Source organism: Nocardioides luteus, from assembly GCF_014648595.1.
GTDB classification, from domain to species: domain Bacteria; phylum Actinomycetota; class Actinomycetes; order Propionibacteriales; family Nocardioidaceae; genus Nocardioides; species Nocardioides luteus.
Genome location: NZ_BMRK01000031.1, coordinates 14,909 through 29,361 on the forward strand (window position 1 = coordinate 14,909; position 14,453 = coordinate 29,361).

Sequence of the window (14,453 nt, forward strand, 5' to 3'; positions counted from 1 at the left end):
CGCTCGTGCATAGACTGCAGCCGTGAGTGACGAATCCTCAGAGCCCGGGGTGGTGCTGGCCGTGGCCGTGGGCCGCAGCCGCAGCCAGGCGGCGGTCTTCGACCTCGCCGGACGCGAGCTGGCCGGTGACACCCGTGACCACGAGGTCGGCATCTCCGCCGAGGCGCTGATGCCCGAGATCGTCGAGCGGCTGACCAAGATGGTGACCTCGATCGACCTGCCGGTGCTGGCGACCGGGATGAGCCTGCCCGGTGTGGTCAACCCCGATCTCGGGATGAGCATCGACACCCCGGCGATGGGTGGCTGGGACGGCGTCCAGCTGGCTCCCTACTTCGCCTCGCTGACCGACGCGCCCCTGATCCTCGCCCACGACGCGCACGCGCTGGCCCGCTCGGAGCTCTTCAACTCCGACCACGTCGTACGCAACGCGCTGGTCGTCAAGGCCTCCACCGGCCTCGGCCTCGGCATCATCACCGACGGCAAGGTCGTCACCGGCGCGCTCGGCGCGGCCGGCGAGATCGGCCACACCCGCATCGACGCCGCCGGCGACCGGCCCTGCCGCTGCGGCTCGACCGGCTGCCTGGAGACGGTCGCCTCCGGCTGGGCGCTGGCCCAGCGGCTCACCGACTCCGGTGTCCCCGCCGGCCACGTGCGCGACCTGGTCGCCGCCGCGCTCGCCGGCGATGCCGTCGCGCGCGGGCTGCTGCGCGAGGGCGGGCGCCAGCTCGGTGAGGTGGTGGCCACGGCCGTCAACCTGCTCAACCCGGAGGTCGTCGTCATCGGCGGCGACATGGCCGGCGCCTTCGACCTCTACACCGCCGGCGTGCGGGAGAGCGTCTACGCCCGCGCCAACCCGATCGCGACCCGCGAGCTCACGTTCATGGCTCAGCTGCACGGAGACTCCTCCGGCCTGGTCGGCTGCGCCGCGATGGCCATCGAGTCGCTGACCGACGCGCAATGATCGTCGGCCTGCTCTGGCTTCTCGGATGCCAGCTGGCCGGAACCGCGATCGCCGAGCTCACCGGGATCCCCGTCCCGGGCCCCGTGGTGGGGATGCTGCTGCTCTTCATCGTGCTGGTCGTGCGCCGCCGCGACGGCGAGAGCGACCCGGTCATCCAGGTCGGTGACTACTTCCTCTCCCACCTGCAGCTCTTCTTCGTCCCGGCCGGCGTCGGCGTCATCGTCTACCTCGCCTTCATCCGCGACGCGGTCGCGCCGATCGTCGTCGCCCTGCTCGGCTCCTGGCTGCTCGGCCTGGCCACCGTGGGGTGGGTGCTGAGCCTGTTCCTCCGTCGCCTCTCCGAGTCCGCCGGCACCGAAGGTGCTCCCGGGGAGGAGATCGAGTGAGCACGATCCTGTGGCTGTTCGTGACGGTGGCCGCGTACGAGCTGGGGCGGTGGCTGCGCAAGCGGACCCACTCACCGCTCGCCCAGCCCGCCGCGGTGGCGATCGTGATCGTCGGTGCCCTGATGACGGTCAGCGGCACGAGCTACGACGACTACGCCGACGCCACCGCGCTGATCACCTTCCTGCTCGGCCCGGCGACCGTGGCGCTGGCGATCCCGCTCTATCACCAGGTGGCCCGGCTGAAGGGGCTGCTGGTGCCGGTGCTGGTGGCGCTGACCGCCGGCGCGGTGGTCTCGATGGTGAGCGGCATCCTGCTGGTGCGCTGGCTCGGTGGCAGCGAGGTGCTGGAGCGGACGATGGCGACCAAGTCGGTCACCGCGCCCGTGACGATCGCGCTCGCCGAGCGGCTCGGCGGCTACCCGGAGCTGTCGGCCTGCTTCGCGATCGTGATCGGCATCGTCGGCGCGATGATCGCACCGCGCGTGCTCGACCTGTTGGGGATCCGTGACCGGCGAGCTCGCGGCATCGCGGTCGGCGCGGTCTCGCACGGCATCGGCACCGCCCGGATGCTGGAGGAGAGCCCGGTCGAAGGTGCGTTCTCCGGCCTGGCGATGGGACTGACCGCGGTTGTGACATGTCTCCTGCTCCCGCTCGTGGCGTACGTCCTCCACTGACCTGATCCACGCCTTAACGTTGGACTCATGGCTCGAGTCCACGCCTTCACCGACGACGTGCTCGGCACCCTCGACGCGGTCGGGGTCGCCGAGGCTCTGCGTCGCGGCGACTTCAGCACCCGGGAGGCGGTCGAGGCGTCCATCGCCCGGATCGAGGCGGTCGACCCGGCGCTCGGCGGGATGGCCTACCGCACGTTCGACCGGGCGCGGGTCCAGGCGCGAGCTCCGCGCGCGGGCTTCTTCGCCGGGGTGCCCACGCTGATCAAGGACAACACCGACGTCGCCGGCGTGCCCACCCGCAACGGCACCGACTCCTACGTGATGCCGCCCGCCTCCCGCAACGGCGAGATGACCAAGCTGCTCTTCAAGCTCGGGCTGCTCTCGCTGGGCAAGACCCAGCTCTCCGAGTTCGGCTTCTCGGGCACCGCCGAGCACGCCCGCCTCGGCGCGGTGCGCAACCCGTGGGACACCGGCCGGGTGGCTGGCGCGTCCTCGGCCGGCTCGGGGGCGCTGGTGGCGGCCGGGGCGGTGCCGCTCGCCCACGGCAACGACGGCGGCGGCTCGATCCGGATCCCGGCCGGCGCCTGCGGCCTGGTCGGCCTCAAGCCGACCCGCGACCGACTGCCGCAGGACCCGCTCTACGGGTTGCTGCCGCTCAAGATCGTCACCGACGGGGTGCTGACCCGGTCCGTACGCGACACCGCCGCCTTCTTCCGGGAGGCCGAGAAGGCCCACCACACCTCACTGCCGCCGATCGGCGACGTCACCGGCCCGGGGTCGAAGCGACTGCGCTTCGCCGTCTACACCGGCGCGCTGGGGCGGGAGGCCAGCCCCGAGGTCGCCGACCTGACGCTGAAGACCGCCGCGGTGCTCGAGGAGCTCGGTCACACCGTCGAGACCGTGGCGCCGCCGGTCCCCGAGACCTTCGCCGACGACTTCGTCCTCTACTGGGGCACCCTCGCGGTCGCGCTGGTCAACGCCGGCCCGCTCCGCGGCAAGACCTGGGACCGGAAGCGCCTCGACAACCTCACCGTCGGCCTGGCGCAGCACACGATCAAGAACGCCAAGTACGTGCCCGCCGCCATCGTCCGGCTCCGCAAGGCCCAGGCGATCGCGGAGGGGTTCCACGCTGCGTACGACGTCGTCCTGACGCCGACCGTCGCCCACGAGACCCCGGAGCTCGGCCGGCTGGCGCCGAGCCAGGCCTACGACCTGGTGATGAAGCGGCTGATGGACTGGGTCGCGTTCACCCCGTGGCAGAACGTCACCGGAGGTCCAGCGGTGTCGCTGCCCGTGCAGCAGACCCTGGCCGGGCTGCCGCAGGGGATGATGTTCGGGGCGGCTCCGGGACGCGAGCGAATGCTGCTCGAGCTCTCCTACGAGCTCGAGGAAGCGATGGGATTCGCTCCCATCTGGGAGCCGGATCGGGCTGCCGAGGACCCCTCTGACCTGGGATGATGTGGCTCTCGCGGAGAGGGGTCGCCTCGATTTGTTGCGTATGGCGGCGTGCCGTAATGTTCTCTCACGCAACGCCCCTTTAGCTCAGTCGGCAGAGCGTCTCCATGGTAAGGAGAAGGTCTACGGTTCGATTCCGTAAAGGGGCTCTGGAGTTCGGGACCCGCAGCAGGAATGTTGCGGGCCTGATTCCTGTTGAGGCGGGGTAGCTCAGGCGGTTAGAGCGCACGACTCATAATCGTGAGGTCGCGGGTTCGATCCCCGCCCCCGCTACCGCCAAAGACCGCATCACCTCGATCAGCACCGTAAGGACTCTCCCGTGGCCAGCAAGAGCAGCGACGTTCGCCCGAAGATCACCCTCGCTTGCACCGAGTGCAAGGAGCGGAACTACATCTCGAAGAAGAACCGTCGGAACGACCCCGACCGGATCGAGCTCAACAAGTACTGCCCGCGTTGCCGCAAGCACACCGCGCACCGCGAGACCCGCTGATCCTGCACTTCACAGTAAGAGCGCGACGCTGATCAGCGCTCCGAACGCCCCGCCCCCGCCACTGAGTTCCAGATGGCCGAGAGGCGGGGCGTTCGTCATTTTGCCGAGACGTCGCGCCGGTCGGCCGAGACGTCGCCTACGTCGGCCGAATGGTCAGCCGGTTGCCGCCTCGGCCGACGTACGTGACGCCTCGGCCGACGCGGGCGACTTCTCGGCAGGCCATTAGAGTTGGCCGCATGGCAGTTGATGGGTCGCTCGTAGGGCGCGTGTTTCCTCCGACCAGGCCCTATCGGGTCACCGACGAGAAGGTGCGGGAGTTCGCTGCCGCCACCGGCGTGGGCTGGGAGAGCGGTGACCCGGTCCCGGCGACGTTCCCGATCGTGCTCGCCTTCGATGCGATGAACGCCTTCCTCGACGAGGTCGAGGTCGAGCTGTCGCGGATCGTCCACGGCGAGCAGAAGTTCTCCTACACCCGTCCGATCGCGCCCGGCGACGTGCTGACCGCGACCCTGAGCGTGGCGTCGGTGCGGCAGATCGGCGGCAACGACATCATCGGCACCGTCTCCGAGATCACCGACGACTCCGGCGCTGTCGTGTGCACCACCTCGGCCACCCTGGTCCACCGAGCGGCGGAGGTCGCCTGATGACGCTGGAAGCGGGAGCCGAGCTGGCTCCGAAGACCTACCCCGTGACCCGGGCGTCGCTGGTGCGCTACGCGGGAGCGAGCGGCGACTTCAACCCGATCCACTGGTCCGACCGGGTCGCCACCGCCGTCGGTCTCCCCGGCGTGATCGCCCACGGCATGTTCACGATGGCGCTGGTCGCCCGGGCCGTCTCGGAGTGGACCGACGGTGCCGAGGTCGTCGACCTCGGCGCCAAGTTCACCAACCCCGTGGTCGTCCCCGACGACGACGAGGGCACCACCGTGACCGTCAGCGGCACCGTGAAGTCCGTCGAGGGCGGCCTCGCGACGATCGCCCTGACCGTGGTCTCCGGCGACCAGAAGGTCCTCGGCATGCCGAAGGTCTCCGTACGTGTCTGAGCTGCTCTCCCACCACACCACGTTCCATCTCGGCGGTCCCGCGGCGGAGTTCGTCACCGCGACCACCGAGGAGCAGATCATCCAGGCCGTGACCGCGGCCGACGCCGCCGGGACGGACGTGCTCGTCCTCGGCGGCGGCAGCAACCTGGTCGTCGCCGACGCCGGCTTCGCCGGCACGGTCGTCAAGCTCGCCACCACGGGCGTGACGCCGGTCCCCGCCGACGACGGGGCGATGCTCGTCACCGTGGCCGCCGGCGAGACCTGGGACGACTTCGTGGCTACCGCCGTCGACAAGGGCTGGAGCGGGATCGAGGCGCTCTCCGGCATCCCCGGGAGCGTGGGCGCCACCCCGATCCAGAACGTCGGTGCGTACGGTCAGGACGTCTCCCAGACCATCACCTCGGTCAAGGTCTTCGACCGCCAGCTCCGCGGCCCACGCACCTTCACCGCCGAGGAGTGCCGCTTCGGTTACCGCTGGTCGCGGTTCAAGGCCGAGCCCGACCGCCACGTCGTCCTCGAGGTGACCTTCCGCCTCGGCACCGACGGCGCCACCGGCTCCCCGATCGCCTACGCCCAGCTCGCCGGCGCCCTCGGCGTCGGGCAGGGCACCCGGGTGCCGTCCAAGCAGATCCGCGAGGCCGTCCTGGCGCTGCGCCGCAGCAAGGGCATGGTCATCGACGAGGCCGATCACGACACCTGGTCGGCGGGCTCGTTCTTCACCAACCCTGTCGTTGCCCCCGAGGACGTCCCCGACGGCGCCCCCGCCTACCCCCAGCCCGACGGCACCGTGAAGACCTCCGCCGCCTGGCTCATCGACCACGCCGGCTTCACCAAGGGCCACGGCAACTCCCGCGTCGCCCTCTCGACCAAGCACACCCTCGCCCTCACCAACCGCGGCGACGGCACCACCGAGGACCTGCTCGCCCTGGCGAGAGAGGTACGCGACGGGGTCGAGGCGGCGTACGGCATCGTCCTCGTCAACGAGCCCGTCATGCTCGGCGTGGAGCTCTAGGGGAGACCAGCCCCGACTCATACGCCACGACCACGAGCTGCGCCCGGTCGCGCGCGTGCAGCTTGGTCATCGCCCGGTGGATGTGCGTCTTGGCCGTCAGCACGCTGATCACCATCGCCTCGGCGACCTCGTCGTTGGTGTGTCCGCGGGCGACCAGGGCGACCGCCTCGCGCTCCCGGTTGGTGAGCTCCTCGAGACCCTGCGGGGCCTCGGTGGGAGAGGGCTGGCTGACGTAGTGGTCGATCAGGGTGCGGGTCACCGACGGCGCGAGGAGGGCGTCGCCTCGGGCCGCGACCCGGACCGCCTGCACGAAGTCCTCCGGCTGGACGTCCTTGACGAGGAAGCCGGCTGCGCCGGCGCGCAGCGCCTCCAGGACGTACTCGTCCATGCCGTAGTTGGTCAGGATGACGACGTGGACACCGTACAGGGACGGGTCGCCCGCGATCCGTCGGGTCGCCTCGAGCCCGTCGGCCACCGGCATCTGGATGTCGATCATCGCCACGTCCGGACGGTGCTCGCGGGCGAGCGTGACCGCCTGCAGCCCGTCACCTGCCTCGGCGACCACCTCGATGTCGTCCTCGATGTCGAGGAGCGCTCGGAAACCGCTGCGGATGAGCGGCTGGTCGTCGACGAGGAGCACCCGGATCACGGCGTACGCTCCACCGGCAGCCGCGCCTCGACCAGGAACCCGCCCTCGTCGCGGGGCCGGGAGCGGAGCTCTCCGCCGAGGGCGGAGACGCGTTCGTGCATGCCGAGCAGGCCGACGCCGGGCTCGGTCGACGCAGAGGCGCCGGTGCCGTCGTCCTCGACCCGGATGGCGAGCGAGTCGGGTCGATGGTCGATGTGGACGAGCGCGGTCGTCGCTGCGGCATGACGGGTCACGTTGGTCAGGGCCTCCTGGACGATCCGGTAGGCCGTACGGCCCACCGCGACCGGCACCGCGCCGGCATGGCCGTCGACGCTCAGCGTGACCTGGAGACCGGCAGCACCGGCGGACCCCACCAGGTCACGTACGTCCTCGAGCCCCCGCGGCGGGTCGCGGTCGTCGTCGCGCAGCGCCGTGAGCGTCGCCCGCAGCTCCCGGGCAGCCTCGCGTCCCGCCTCCCGGATCGCCAGCAGCGACTCGGGGACCTCGTCGCCGCGCCGCTGGGCGACGTGGACCGCAGCCTCCGACTGCACCTTGATCACCGAGATCTGATGGGTGAGCGAGTCGTGCAGCTCGCGGGCGATGTGCAGGCGCTCGTCGTCGGCCCGGCGCTGCGCTGCTGCTTCCCGGGTGCGCTCGGCCTCGTCGGCACGCTGCTCGGCCTGGCGCAGCGCCTCGCCGGCGGCTCCGGCCGCGATCAGCCACGCGATCTCGAGCGCCCCGCGCGCCTGCTCGGAGGCCGCCCCGAGGTCGCCGGTGGACGCGTAGGCCACCAGGACCAACCCGCTCTGCATCAGCACCGCCGCGACGACGGTGACCAGCCGGTGTCCCTCCCGCACCGCTGCGTAGACCGCCACGAGGAACGCGATCACGGCCACGTCCAGACCGAGCCCCTGGAACACCAGGCCGCAGCCGCCGCTCGCGAGCAGGACCGCGACCGGAGCCCGGCGGCGGACCACCAGCAGCAACCCGCTCGCGACCAGGGCGGCGTAGGCGACAGGCTCATCGGCGGGCCCGGGGTGGTCCCCGCCCAGGGCAGCGGCCAGCTGGGCCAGGGCCACTCCCGCGCCGATGACCCAGTCCACGACCGTGATCCGCCGCCTGGCCATGCGAGCAGGATATGCCCACCGCCCGGCTCGCGAGTCCGTCTCGCGCAGGACTTCCGACTACCACGGATGCAGTAGCGGCGGCGCCGAAGAGTCCACGTCAGCAGGACGACATCGGAGCGCGGCTCCGAGACGATCGAAGTGTCAACGGAACTCGTGGAAGGAGCCTCAGATGTCACTCAACGACCTACTCATCTCTGCCGACGGCGAGGTCGGCGCCTACACCCTGACCACCGCCCGACTGTGGGCGACGCTCGCCGCGTTCGCCGGGCTGGCCGGCACGGTGGCCGGTGTCGCGGCCCTGCTCCGTGCCGTACGCGGCGTCGGAAACCGCGGCCGCAACGGCGCGTACGTCGCGCTCGGCTGCGGTGCGGTCGCGCTGGTCGTCGGCGTCGTCAACCTGCTGGTCGCCGACGGCGGCCCCGGCACGGGCAACGGCGTCGTCGGCGGAGGTATGGCGATCGTCCTGGGTCTGGCCGGGATCGTCCTCGGCGCGCTCGCCCTCGGCCGGGCCCGTCGCGTCGCCTAGCGCCGCTCGAGGAGGAGCAGCACCTCGTGGTGGTCGGTGTTGGGGAACATGTCGAGCAGGCGTGCGGACACCGGCCGCAGCGAGGGCATGTCGCCCAGGTCGCGGGCGAGGGTGTCGACGTTGCACGAGGAGTAGACGACGTGCTCGACACCCGACTGCTCCAGCCATCCGGCGAGCGCTGAGCCGATGCCCCGCCGAGGTGGGTTGACGACGACCAGGTCGGGAGCGGAGCCGGCGGAGAGGGCGTACGCGGTGGCGTCGCCGGCCACCCAGCGTGTGCCGGGCAGTTCCAGCTCGGCGGCGGTCGAGGCGGCGGCCTCGATCGCCTGCTCGCTGGCCTCGACGCCGAGGACTGCCCTCCCGGGCGCGGCGACGTGGAGGCCGAAGCCGCCGACGCCGCAGTAGAGGTCCCAGACCGAGCTCGGTGAGACCGCCGAGACCAGGTCGCGGGCGTGGCGGTAGAGGGCCGCGGCGACGGCGGTGTTGGTCTGGAAGAAGGAGTGCGGACGCAGCCGGAGGCCGATGCCGTTGACCTCCATCGTCAGCGCCTCACGGGAGGTCAGGAAGATCTCCTCGGGGCCCTCGATCACGGCCTTGTGCTCGGGCTGCACGTTCACCGAGGCGACCGCGACCGGGAGCTCCTCGAGCAGCGCCGGAAGGTGCTTGCGCAGCCGCGACAGCGCCTCCGTCGAGCGCAGCACCCAGCGCACCATCAGCTCCCCGCTCGGCGCCTCGGTGACGATGACGTGCTTGAGCTCGCCGCGCCGCTCCGGCACCGAGTAGGGAGTCATTCGGGCGGTGGTGACGAACCGGGACAGGGCCGGCAAGGAAGCCTGTAGGCCGGGCGTGTGCAGCGGGCACGCGAGCAGGTCCACCCCGAGACCGTCGTGGGAGAGGATCCCGAGGGTCGGCGCCTCCGCCGAGCCGGCGACGACCATCTTCGCCTTGTTGCGGAAACCGGCCTCCGGGCTGGAGACCGGTTCCTGCCAACGTACGTCGCCGAGAGCATCTGCGACCCGGCGCTGCTTCTGGGCGAGCTGGTCGGCGTAGGCCATCTCCAGCCAGCGGCAGGAGCGGCAGGCGCCGGAGGTGAAGTAGCCGCAGTCCATCCGTCAGATTCGGGTGCTCAGCATCGCGTTGATGCTGTCGAACGTGGTGGTGTCGGCCTCCCGCGAGGTCACCACGATCATCACGATGATGAAGACGATGTAGGCGACCCAGAAGAGCAGGAACAGCGCTCCGAGGATCGTGCCGATCAGACCGGTGATGAAGCCGGCCTGCGCGTTGCCGCGGCCGCCGTAGGTGGTCGGGTTGGCGTCGATCTCGGCCATCGCCCGCTTGCCCTTGATCCAGCCGAAGGGTGCGACGAAGACGCCGAGACCGCCGCACATGACCGAGAGGCACAGGCCGACGATGCCGAAGACCATCGCGTTGTTGGCCTCGGGGTGGGGCGGAAGCTGCTGGAACCCGTACGGCGCGGGTGCGGGCTGGTAGCCCGGCGGGGGAGTGTCCGTCATCGCTCAGAACTCGCTGTCGTAGCTGTCGTAGCTCGAACCACCGTCGAACCCACCGCTGATCCCGATGATGATGAACACCACGACGAGGATGATCGACAGCACCAGCAGGACGGTGCCGATGATGCCGAGGATGAACCCTGCCTGGGCGTTGCCGCGGCCGGTCAGGGCGCCGTTGGAGGCGTCGATGCGCTTCTTCGCCGCGAGACCCATGAACAGGGCGAACGGCGAGAGGACGATCGGGAGACCGCAGACGATCGACCCGGCGAGACCAATGATGCCCAGCACCATCGACGTGGTCGCGCCGCCGTCGGGGGTGCCGACCTGGCCGCCGTACGCCGCCGGCGAGCCGTAGGGCGCCTGGCCGTAGCCCGGCTGAGCACCATGACCCGGCTGAGCGCCGTAGCCGGCCGGCGGTGGGGTCTGTCCGTAGGCGGCCGTCGGCGCCGGCGGGACCGGCGGGTTCTGGTCGTAGCTCGCGCCGCCGTAGGGGTTCGGCGGCTGCTCGGTCGGGGTCTGCTCGGTGGGCGACGGCGGAGGCGGAGTGGGGGCGTCGGCCGGCTGGTTCGAGTCGTTCTGCTCGTCGGACGGGTTCGTCATGGCCGACATTCTGTCTTAACTCTGCGGTTCCGTGCTCTCCGAGGGCTTCTCGAGCCAGTCGTCGACCTCGGCGAGGAGCCCCTTCTTGGTCGACTCGGGCGCGGTCGAGGCGGTGATCGACATCCGCGCGAGATCGGCGAGCGTCTCGTCGCTGAGCTCGTGGGCGGCTCGCATGGTCGCGTACTGCGCCGCCAGCCGGGACCCGAACAGCAGCGGGTCGTCGGCCCCCAGCGCCACGGTCGCTCCCGCCTCGAGCAGCTGCGGGAGCGGCACCGAGGTGAGATCGGAGTAGACCCCGAGCGAGACGTTGGACGTCGGGCAGACCTCCAGCGCGACGCCGGCCCGCACGATCTCGTCGAGCAGCGCCGGATCCTCGGCCGCGCGTACGCCGTGACCCAGCCGGGTCGCGTGCAGCCGGTGGAGCACGGTGCGGATGTGCTCGGGACCGCGCAGCTCACCGCCGTGGGGCATCAGCCGCAGTCCGGCCCGCTCGGCGATCTTGAAGGCATGGTCGAACTCCTCGGTGCGCCCACGCCGCTCGTCGTTGGAGAGCCCGAAGCCGACGACACCGCGGTCGACGTACTGCGAGGCCAGCCGCGCCAGCGTGCGCGCGTCCAGTGGGTGGCGGGTGCGGTTGGAGGCGATGATCACCGCGATCCCGAGCCCGGTCTCCCGCTCGGCGTCCGCGACGGCCGAGAGCACCAGGTCGGTGAAGGCGGTGATGCCGCCGAACTTCGCCGCATAGCCAGACGGGTCGACCTGGATCTCGAGCCACCGCCCGCCGTCGCGGACGTCGTCCTCGGCGACCTCCATCACGAGCCGCCGGATGTCGGCCTCCGTACGCAGCACCGACCGCGCCACGTCGTAGAGCCGCTGGAAGCGGAACCAGCCCTTCTCGTCGGCCGCGCTCAGGGTCGGCGGCCAGTCCGAGACCAGCTGCTCGGGCAGCCGGATCCCGTCCCGGGTCGCCAGCTCGAGCAGGGTCTCGTGGCGCATCGCACCGGTGAAGTGCAGGTGCAGATGCGCCTTCGGGAGCGTACGCAGGTCGCGCCGGTCGGCAGGGGTGGACACGGACGTCACGCGAGCAACTTCTCCGCGGCTGCCAGCTTCACGCACACGGTGACGACCTCCATGGCCCCGCTGACCTGCTCCAGCGGCGGGAACGAGGGGGCGAGCCGGATGTTGGTGTCCTCCGGGTCGACCTTGCCGGGGAAGGCGGAGCCGGCCGGGGTCAGCGCGACGCCGGCGCCCTTGGCCAGCTCGATCACCCGGCTGGCGGTGCCGGGGAGGACGTCGAGGCTGACGAAGTAGCCACCTGCGGGCTTGGTCCACGTCGCCACACCGAGCGAGCCGAGCTCGGCGGCGAGGGCGTCCTCGACGGCGGCGAAGCGCGGCGCGAGCAGCTCGCGATGCTTGGCCATGTGGTCGCGTACGCCCGCGGCGGAGCCGAAGAACTCCGCGTGGCGCAGGTGGTTGACCTTGTCGGGGCCGATCGCACCGTGGCTGAGGTGGCCGAGCCACCAGGCGACGTTCTCCTTCGAGCCGCCGAAGAAGCCGACGCCGGCGCCTGCGTAGGTGACCTTGGAGGTCGAGGCGAAGATCAGCGGACGGTGGGGGTGGCCGGCGGCGTTGGCCAGCGAGAGCACGTCGGCGGTCTTGGTCTCGGCCGGGGTGAGGTGGTGCAGCGCGTAGGCGTTGTCCCAGAAGATCTTGAAGTCGGGCGCCGCCGTCGGCATCGAGGCGAGTCGCTCGGCGATCTCCTGCGATGTGGTGTCACCGGTCGGGTTGGCGTAGGTCGGCACCAGCCACATGCCCTTGATCGCGGGGTCGTCGGCGACCAGGGCGGCGACGGCGTCCGCGTCGGGACCGTCGGGACCCATCGGGACGGTCACCATCTCGATCCCGAACCACTCCAGCAGCGTGAAGTGGCGGTCGTAGCCCGGCACCGGGCAGACGAACTTCACCGTCTCCTCGCGACCCCACGGACGCTCGCTGTCGACGCCGCCGTGGAGCCAGAGGTACATCAGCGTGTCGCGCATCATCGTGAGGCTCGAGTTGCCTCCGGCGATGAGCTGGTCGGTCTCCAGACCGAGCAGCTCGGCGTAGATCTCACGGATCTCGATGCCACCGGCCAGACCGCCGTAGTTGCGCGTGTCGGTGCCGTCCGGGGCCGTCGTCGACTTGGGGAGCTGGAGCAGGCCGTCGGAGAGGTTGAGCTGGTCGGCCGAGGGCTTGCCCCGGGTCAGGTCCAGCTTCAGGCCCTGGGCGACCAGGCCGTCGTACGCCGTGCGCTGCTCCGTCGCGAACGCTTCGAGTTCCTCGCGCGAGAGCTCGGCGAGGGGGCGGGGATCTGAGGTCATGACAGCAATCCTATGTGTCAGCACACCCCGTAGGTCGACCCCGGCGACCCCGGTTTTGTGCGCGTCATCGCACAGTGCGTAGACTCACCGTTGGTGGTCTTCCCACATGGTCAGCTGCGCCCTCAACCGCGCCGTTGATGCAGACCTCCGTAGGGCACTAGCTCAACTGGCAGAGCATCGGTCTCCAAAACCGAAGGTTGGGGGTTCAAGTCCCTCGTGCCCTGCAAAGCCGGACCAGCGATGGAAACGTTTCGAGAGAAGGTGGCGGCGTGACGGACAGCAAGGCAGCAGTCCCGACTCCGAACGAGAAGAAGTCGGAGAAGCGCACCAGTCTCCCGACGTTCTACCGCCAGGTCGTGGCCGAGCTCCGCAAGGTCGTCTGGCCGACGCAGCAGCAGCTCACGACGTACTTCATCGTGGTTCTGGTCTTCGTCCTGGTCATGATGGCGATCACCGCGGGCCTTGACCTCGGGTTCGGCAAGTTGATGTTCTGGGTGTTCGGCGGCCGCGACGCGTGATCGCGTGGGCCCCGGCCCGCGGAACACACCCGATACACACATTCAACGGTTTGGAGCAGGACGTGTCTGAGCAGGACTACACCGAGGAGACCGAGGTCCTCGAGACGGCCGAGGCTGCCTCCGACGTGCCTGCAGAGGCCGAGGTCGACGAGGCTGACGAGTCCGGCGAGGCCGGCGACGCCGCCGAGACCGAGGGCTCCTTCGACGAGATCGTCGAGGGTGAGGCCCCCGAGGCCGCCGACGACGACCCGCTCGAGGCGTTCCGCCGTGAGCTGTGGGCGAAGCCGGGCGACTGGTTCGTGATCCACACCTACTCGGGCATGGAGAACCGGGTGAAGTCCAACCTGGAGAACCGCATCGTCTCCCTCAACATGGAGGACTACATCCACGAGATTGTGGTCCCCACCGAGGAGGTCCCGGAGATCAAGAACGGCCAGCGCAAGATGGTCAAGCGCACCGTTCTCCCCGGTTACGTCCTGGTCCGCATGGACCTCACCGACGAGTCCTGGGCCGCCGTACGCCACACCCCCTCCGTCACCGGTTTCGTCGGCCACAGCCACCAGCCCGTGCCGCTGTCGATGACCGAGGTCGAGAACATGCTCGCCCCGGCCGTCGTCGCCCAGGCCGAGGCCGAGGCTGCCGCCGCCGGTGAGGCCGCGACCGCCACCTCCGGCGCCACCGGCACCGCCAAGAAGCCGGTCGAGGTCGTCGACTTCGCCGAGGGCGACTCGGTCACCGTCGTCGACGGCCCCTTCGCCACCCTCCACGCGACCATCACCGAGCTCAACGCCGAGTCGCAGCGCGTCAAGGCGCTCGTCGAGATCTTCGGCCGCGAGACCCCTGTCGAACTGTCGTTCAACCAGATCGAGAAGGTCTGAGCCTGCGGCCCTGCGAGCGAAGCGAGCAGGGTCGCAACGCGAAGAGGTCGAGCGAGCGCAGCGGGTGAGCCTGCGAACCCGCGAAGCGGGTCGAGACCCAGCGTAGAAGCTTCATCACACCGAATGCCCGGGCATCGAGCCCGGGCATTCGGCATTTGTCGGGAGTCGGCAGCAGGACTGGCTCGCCGTGGGTCCCTTCGCTGGTCGAGCCGCCGGAGCCGCTAGGCGGAGGCGTGTCGAGACCAACACGGCCCCCTCGGCGCTCGATGAGACCGTGTTGGT

General features: G+C 70.6%; 18 protein-coding genes and 3 tRNA genes. 14 read left to right on the forward strand and 7 right to left on the reverse strand.

Translation table 11 applies throughout. The features are described from left to right. Positions 1-22 precede the first annotated feature (22 nt). The 10 genes from IEY81_RS22940 (at position 23) to IEY81_RS22985 (ending at position 6,020) form a co-directional block, all read left to right on the forward strand. Positions 23-961, forward strand: a complete 939-nt coding sequence (locus tag IEY81_RS22940; protein WP_189120819.1) for an ROK family protein — start codon at positions 23-25, stop codon at positions 959-961. After that, the gene (locus IEY81_RS22945; protein WP_189120820.1) at positions 958-1,347 is read left to right on the forward strand and encodes a CidA/LrgA family protein; all 390 of its coding nucleotides are present in this window, start codon (positions 958-960) and stop codon (positions 1,345-1,347) included. Before IEY81_RS22940 ends, IEY81_RS22945 begins: the two co-directional genes overlap by 4 nt. After that, positions 1,344-2,021: an LrgB family protein gene (locus IEY81_RS22950; protein ID WP_189120821.1), complete on the forward strand. Its 678-nt coding sequence runs from the start codon at positions 1,344-1,346 to the stop codon at positions 2,019-2,021. Before IEY81_RS22945 ends, IEY81_RS22950 begins: the two co-directional genes overlap by 4 nt. Positions 2,022-2,048: 27 nt before the next feature. Further along, positions 2,049-3,479, forward strand: coding sequence for an amidase (locus tag IEY81_RS22955; protein ID WP_189120822.1), 1,431 nt, complete (start codon positions 2,049-2,051; stop codon positions 3,477-3,479). 73 nt (positions 3,480-3,552) lie between these two features. Next, positions 3,553-3,625: transfer RNA gene (locus IEY81_RS22960), tRNA-Thr, on the forward strand. Positions 3,626-3,675: 50 nt separating this feature from the next. After that, positions 3,676-3,749: transfer RNA gene (locus IEY81_RS22965), tRNA-Met, on the forward strand. A gap of 46 nt (positions 3,750-3,795) precedes the next feature. Beyond that, on the forward strand, positions 3,796-3,966 hold the full coding sequence (rpmG, locus tag IEY81_RS22970) for a 50S ribosomal protein L33 (RefSeq protein ID WP_091042824.1): 171 nt from the start codon (positions 3,796-3,798) through the stop codon (positions 3,964-3,966). A 236-nt stretch (positions 3,967-4,202) separates the two neighbouring features. Beyond that, positions 4,203-4,610, forward strand: a complete 408-nt coding sequence (locus IEY81_RS22975; RefSeq protein ID WP_189120823.1) for an FAS1-like dehydratase domain-containing protein — start codon at positions 4,203-4,205, stop codon at positions 4,608-4,610. Further along, positions 4,610-5,008 carry a MaoC/PaaZ C-terminal domain-containing protein gene (locus IEY81_RS22980; RefSeq protein WP_189120824.1) on the forward strand — a complete coding sequence of 133 codons (399 nt, stop codon included), beginning with the start codon at positions 4,610-4,612 and terminating at the stop codon, positions 5,006-5,008. Before IEY81_RS22975 ends, IEY81_RS22980 begins: the two co-directional genes overlap by 1 nt. Continuing rightward, a complete protein-coding gene (locus IEY81_RS22985; protein WP_189120825.1) occupies positions 5,001-6,020 on the forward strand; it encodes a UDP-N-acetylmuramate dehydrogenase in 1,020 nt (339 codons plus the stop codon). The genes IEY81_RS22980 and IEY81_RS22985 overlap by 8 nt, the downstream gene beginning before the upstream one ends. Here IEY81_RS22985 and IEY81_RS22990 read toward each other — a convergent pair. Further along, entirely contained in the window at positions 5,998-6,669 is a 672-nt protein-coding gene (locus IEY81_RS22990; protein WP_189120826.1) for a response regulator, read from the reverse strand. The genes IEY81_RS22985 and IEY81_RS22990 overlap by 23 nt on opposite strands. After that, complete coding sequence (locus IEY81_RS22995) at positions 6,666-7,775, reverse strand: sensor histidine kinase (protein WP_189120827.1); 1,110 nt, start codon at positions 7,773-7,775, stop codon at positions 6,666-6,668. Before IEY81_RS22995 ends, IEY81_RS22990 begins: the two co-directional genes overlap by 4 nt. A gap of 169 nt (positions 7,776-7,944) precedes the next feature. Between IEY81_RS22995 and IEY81_RS23000 the strand changes: the two genes are divergently transcribed. Continuing rightward, complete coding sequence (locus IEY81_RS23000; protein ID WP_189120828.1) at positions 7,945-8,301, forward strand: DUF6223 family protein; 357 nt, start codon at positions 7,945-7,947, stop codon at positions 8,299-8,301. Here IEY81_RS23000 and rlmC read toward each other — a convergent pair. The 5 genes from rlmC to IEY81_RS23025 are packed head-to-tail and all read right to left on the reverse strand — an operon-like array spanning position 8,298 to position 12,775. Continuing rightward, positions 8,298-9,410 (reverse strand): 23S rRNA (uracil(747)-C(5))-methyltransferase RlmC, encoded by a 1,113-nt coding sequence (gene rlmC, locus IEY81_RS23005; protein ID WP_189120829.1) that lies wholly within the window; start codon positions 9,408-9,410, stop codon positions 8,298-8,300. The two genes, IEY81_RS23000 and rlmC, sit on opposite strands and share 4 nt — an antisense overlap. Positions 9,411-9,413: 3 nt before the next feature. Then, positions 9,414-9,818, reverse strand: coding sequence for a DUF4190 domain-containing protein (locus IEY81_RS23010; RefSeq protein ID WP_189120830.1), 405 nt, complete (start codon positions 9,816-9,818; stop codon positions 9,414-9,416). 3 nt (positions 9,819-9,821) lie between these two features. Next, positions 9,822-10,415, reverse strand: coding sequence for a DUF4190 domain-containing protein (locus IEY81_RS23015; protein WP_189120831.1), 594 nt, complete (start codon positions 10,413-10,415; stop codon positions 9,822-9,824). A gap of 15 nt (positions 10,416-10,430) precedes the next feature. Then, a complete protein-coding gene (locus tag IEY81_RS23020) occupies positions 10,431-11,495 on the reverse strand; it encodes an adenosine deaminase (protein WP_268244515.1) in 1,065 nt (354 codons plus the stop codon). Continuing rightward, complete coding sequence (locus tag IEY81_RS23025) at positions 11,492-12,775, reverse strand: aspartate aminotransferase type Ic (protein WP_189120832.1); 1,284 nt, start codon at positions 12,773-12,775, stop codon at positions 11,492-11,494. The genes IEY81_RS23020 and IEY81_RS23025 overlap by 4 nt, the downstream gene beginning before the upstream one ends. A 151-nt stretch (positions 12,776-12,926) precedes the next feature. On the opposite strand from IEY81_RS23025, the gene IEY81_RS23030 reads away from it, so the two are divergent. The 3 genes from IEY81_RS23030 to nusG all read left to right on the forward strand — a co-directional run bounded on the left by IEY81_RS23030 (position 12,927) and on the right by nusG (position 14,171). Further along, positions 12,927-12,999, forward strand: a tRNA-Trp gene (locus IEY81_RS23030). A 45-nt stretch (positions 13,000-13,044) separates the two neighbouring features. Further along, positions 13,045-13,293 carry a preprotein translocase subunit SecE gene (gene secE / locus IEY81_RS23035; RefSeq protein ID WP_189120833.1) on the forward strand — a complete coding sequence of 83 codons (249 nt, stop codon included), beginning with the start codon at positions 13,045-13,047 and terminating at the stop codon, positions 13,291-13,293. Between the two features lie 62 nt (positions 13,294-13,355). Then, positions 13,356-14,171, forward strand: a complete 816-nt coding sequence (gene nusG / locus IEY81_RS23040) for a transcription termination/antitermination protein NusG (protein WP_229788104.1) — start codon at positions 13,356-13,358, stop codon at positions 14,169-14,171. Positions 14,172-14,453: the final 282 nt, after the last annotated feature.

Bases quoted from the DNA above. Each gene is read 5' to 3' on its own strand.
- IEY81_RS22945 (WP_189120820.1), top strand. From the start codon at position 958: ATGATCGTCGGCCTGCTCTGGCTTCTCGGATGCCAGCTGGCCGGAACC.
- IEY81_RS22955 (WP_189120822.1), top strand. From the start codon at position 2,049: ATGGCTCGAGTCCACGCCTTCACCGACGACGTGCTCGGCACCCTCGAC.
- IEY81_RS22975 (WP_189120823.1), top strand. From the start codon at position 4,203: ATGGCAGTTGATGGGTCGCTCGTAGGGCGCGTGTTTCCTCCGACCAGG.
- IEY81_RS22980 (WP_189120824.1), top strand. From the start codon at position 4,610: ATGACGCTGGAAGCGGGAGCCGAGCTGGCTCCGAAGACCTACCCCGTG.
- IEY81_RS22995 (WP_189120827.1), bottom strand. From the start codon at position 7,775: ATGGCCAGGCGGCGGATCACGGTCGTGGACTGGGTCATCGGCGCGGGA.
- IEY81_RS23000 (WP_189120828.1), top strand. From the start codon at position 7,945: ATGTCACTCAACGACCTACTCATCTCTGCCGACGGCGAGGTCGGCGCC.
- rlmC (WP_189120829.1), bottom strand. From the start codon at position 9,410: ATGGACTGCGGCTACTTCACCTCCGGCGCCTGCCGCTCCTGCCGCTGG.
- IEY81_RS23010 (WP_189120830.1), bottom strand. From the start codon at position 9,818: ATGACGGACACTCCCCCGCCGGGCTACCAGCCCGCACCCGCGCCGTAC.
- IEY81_RS23015 (WP_189120831.1), bottom strand. From the start codon at position 10,415: ATGACGAACCCGTCCGACGAGCAGAACGACTCGAACCAGCCGGCCGAC.
- IEY81_RS23025 (WP_189120832.1), bottom strand. From the start codon at position 12,775: ATGACCTCAGATCCCCGCCCCCTCGCCGAGCTCTCGCGCGAGGAACTC.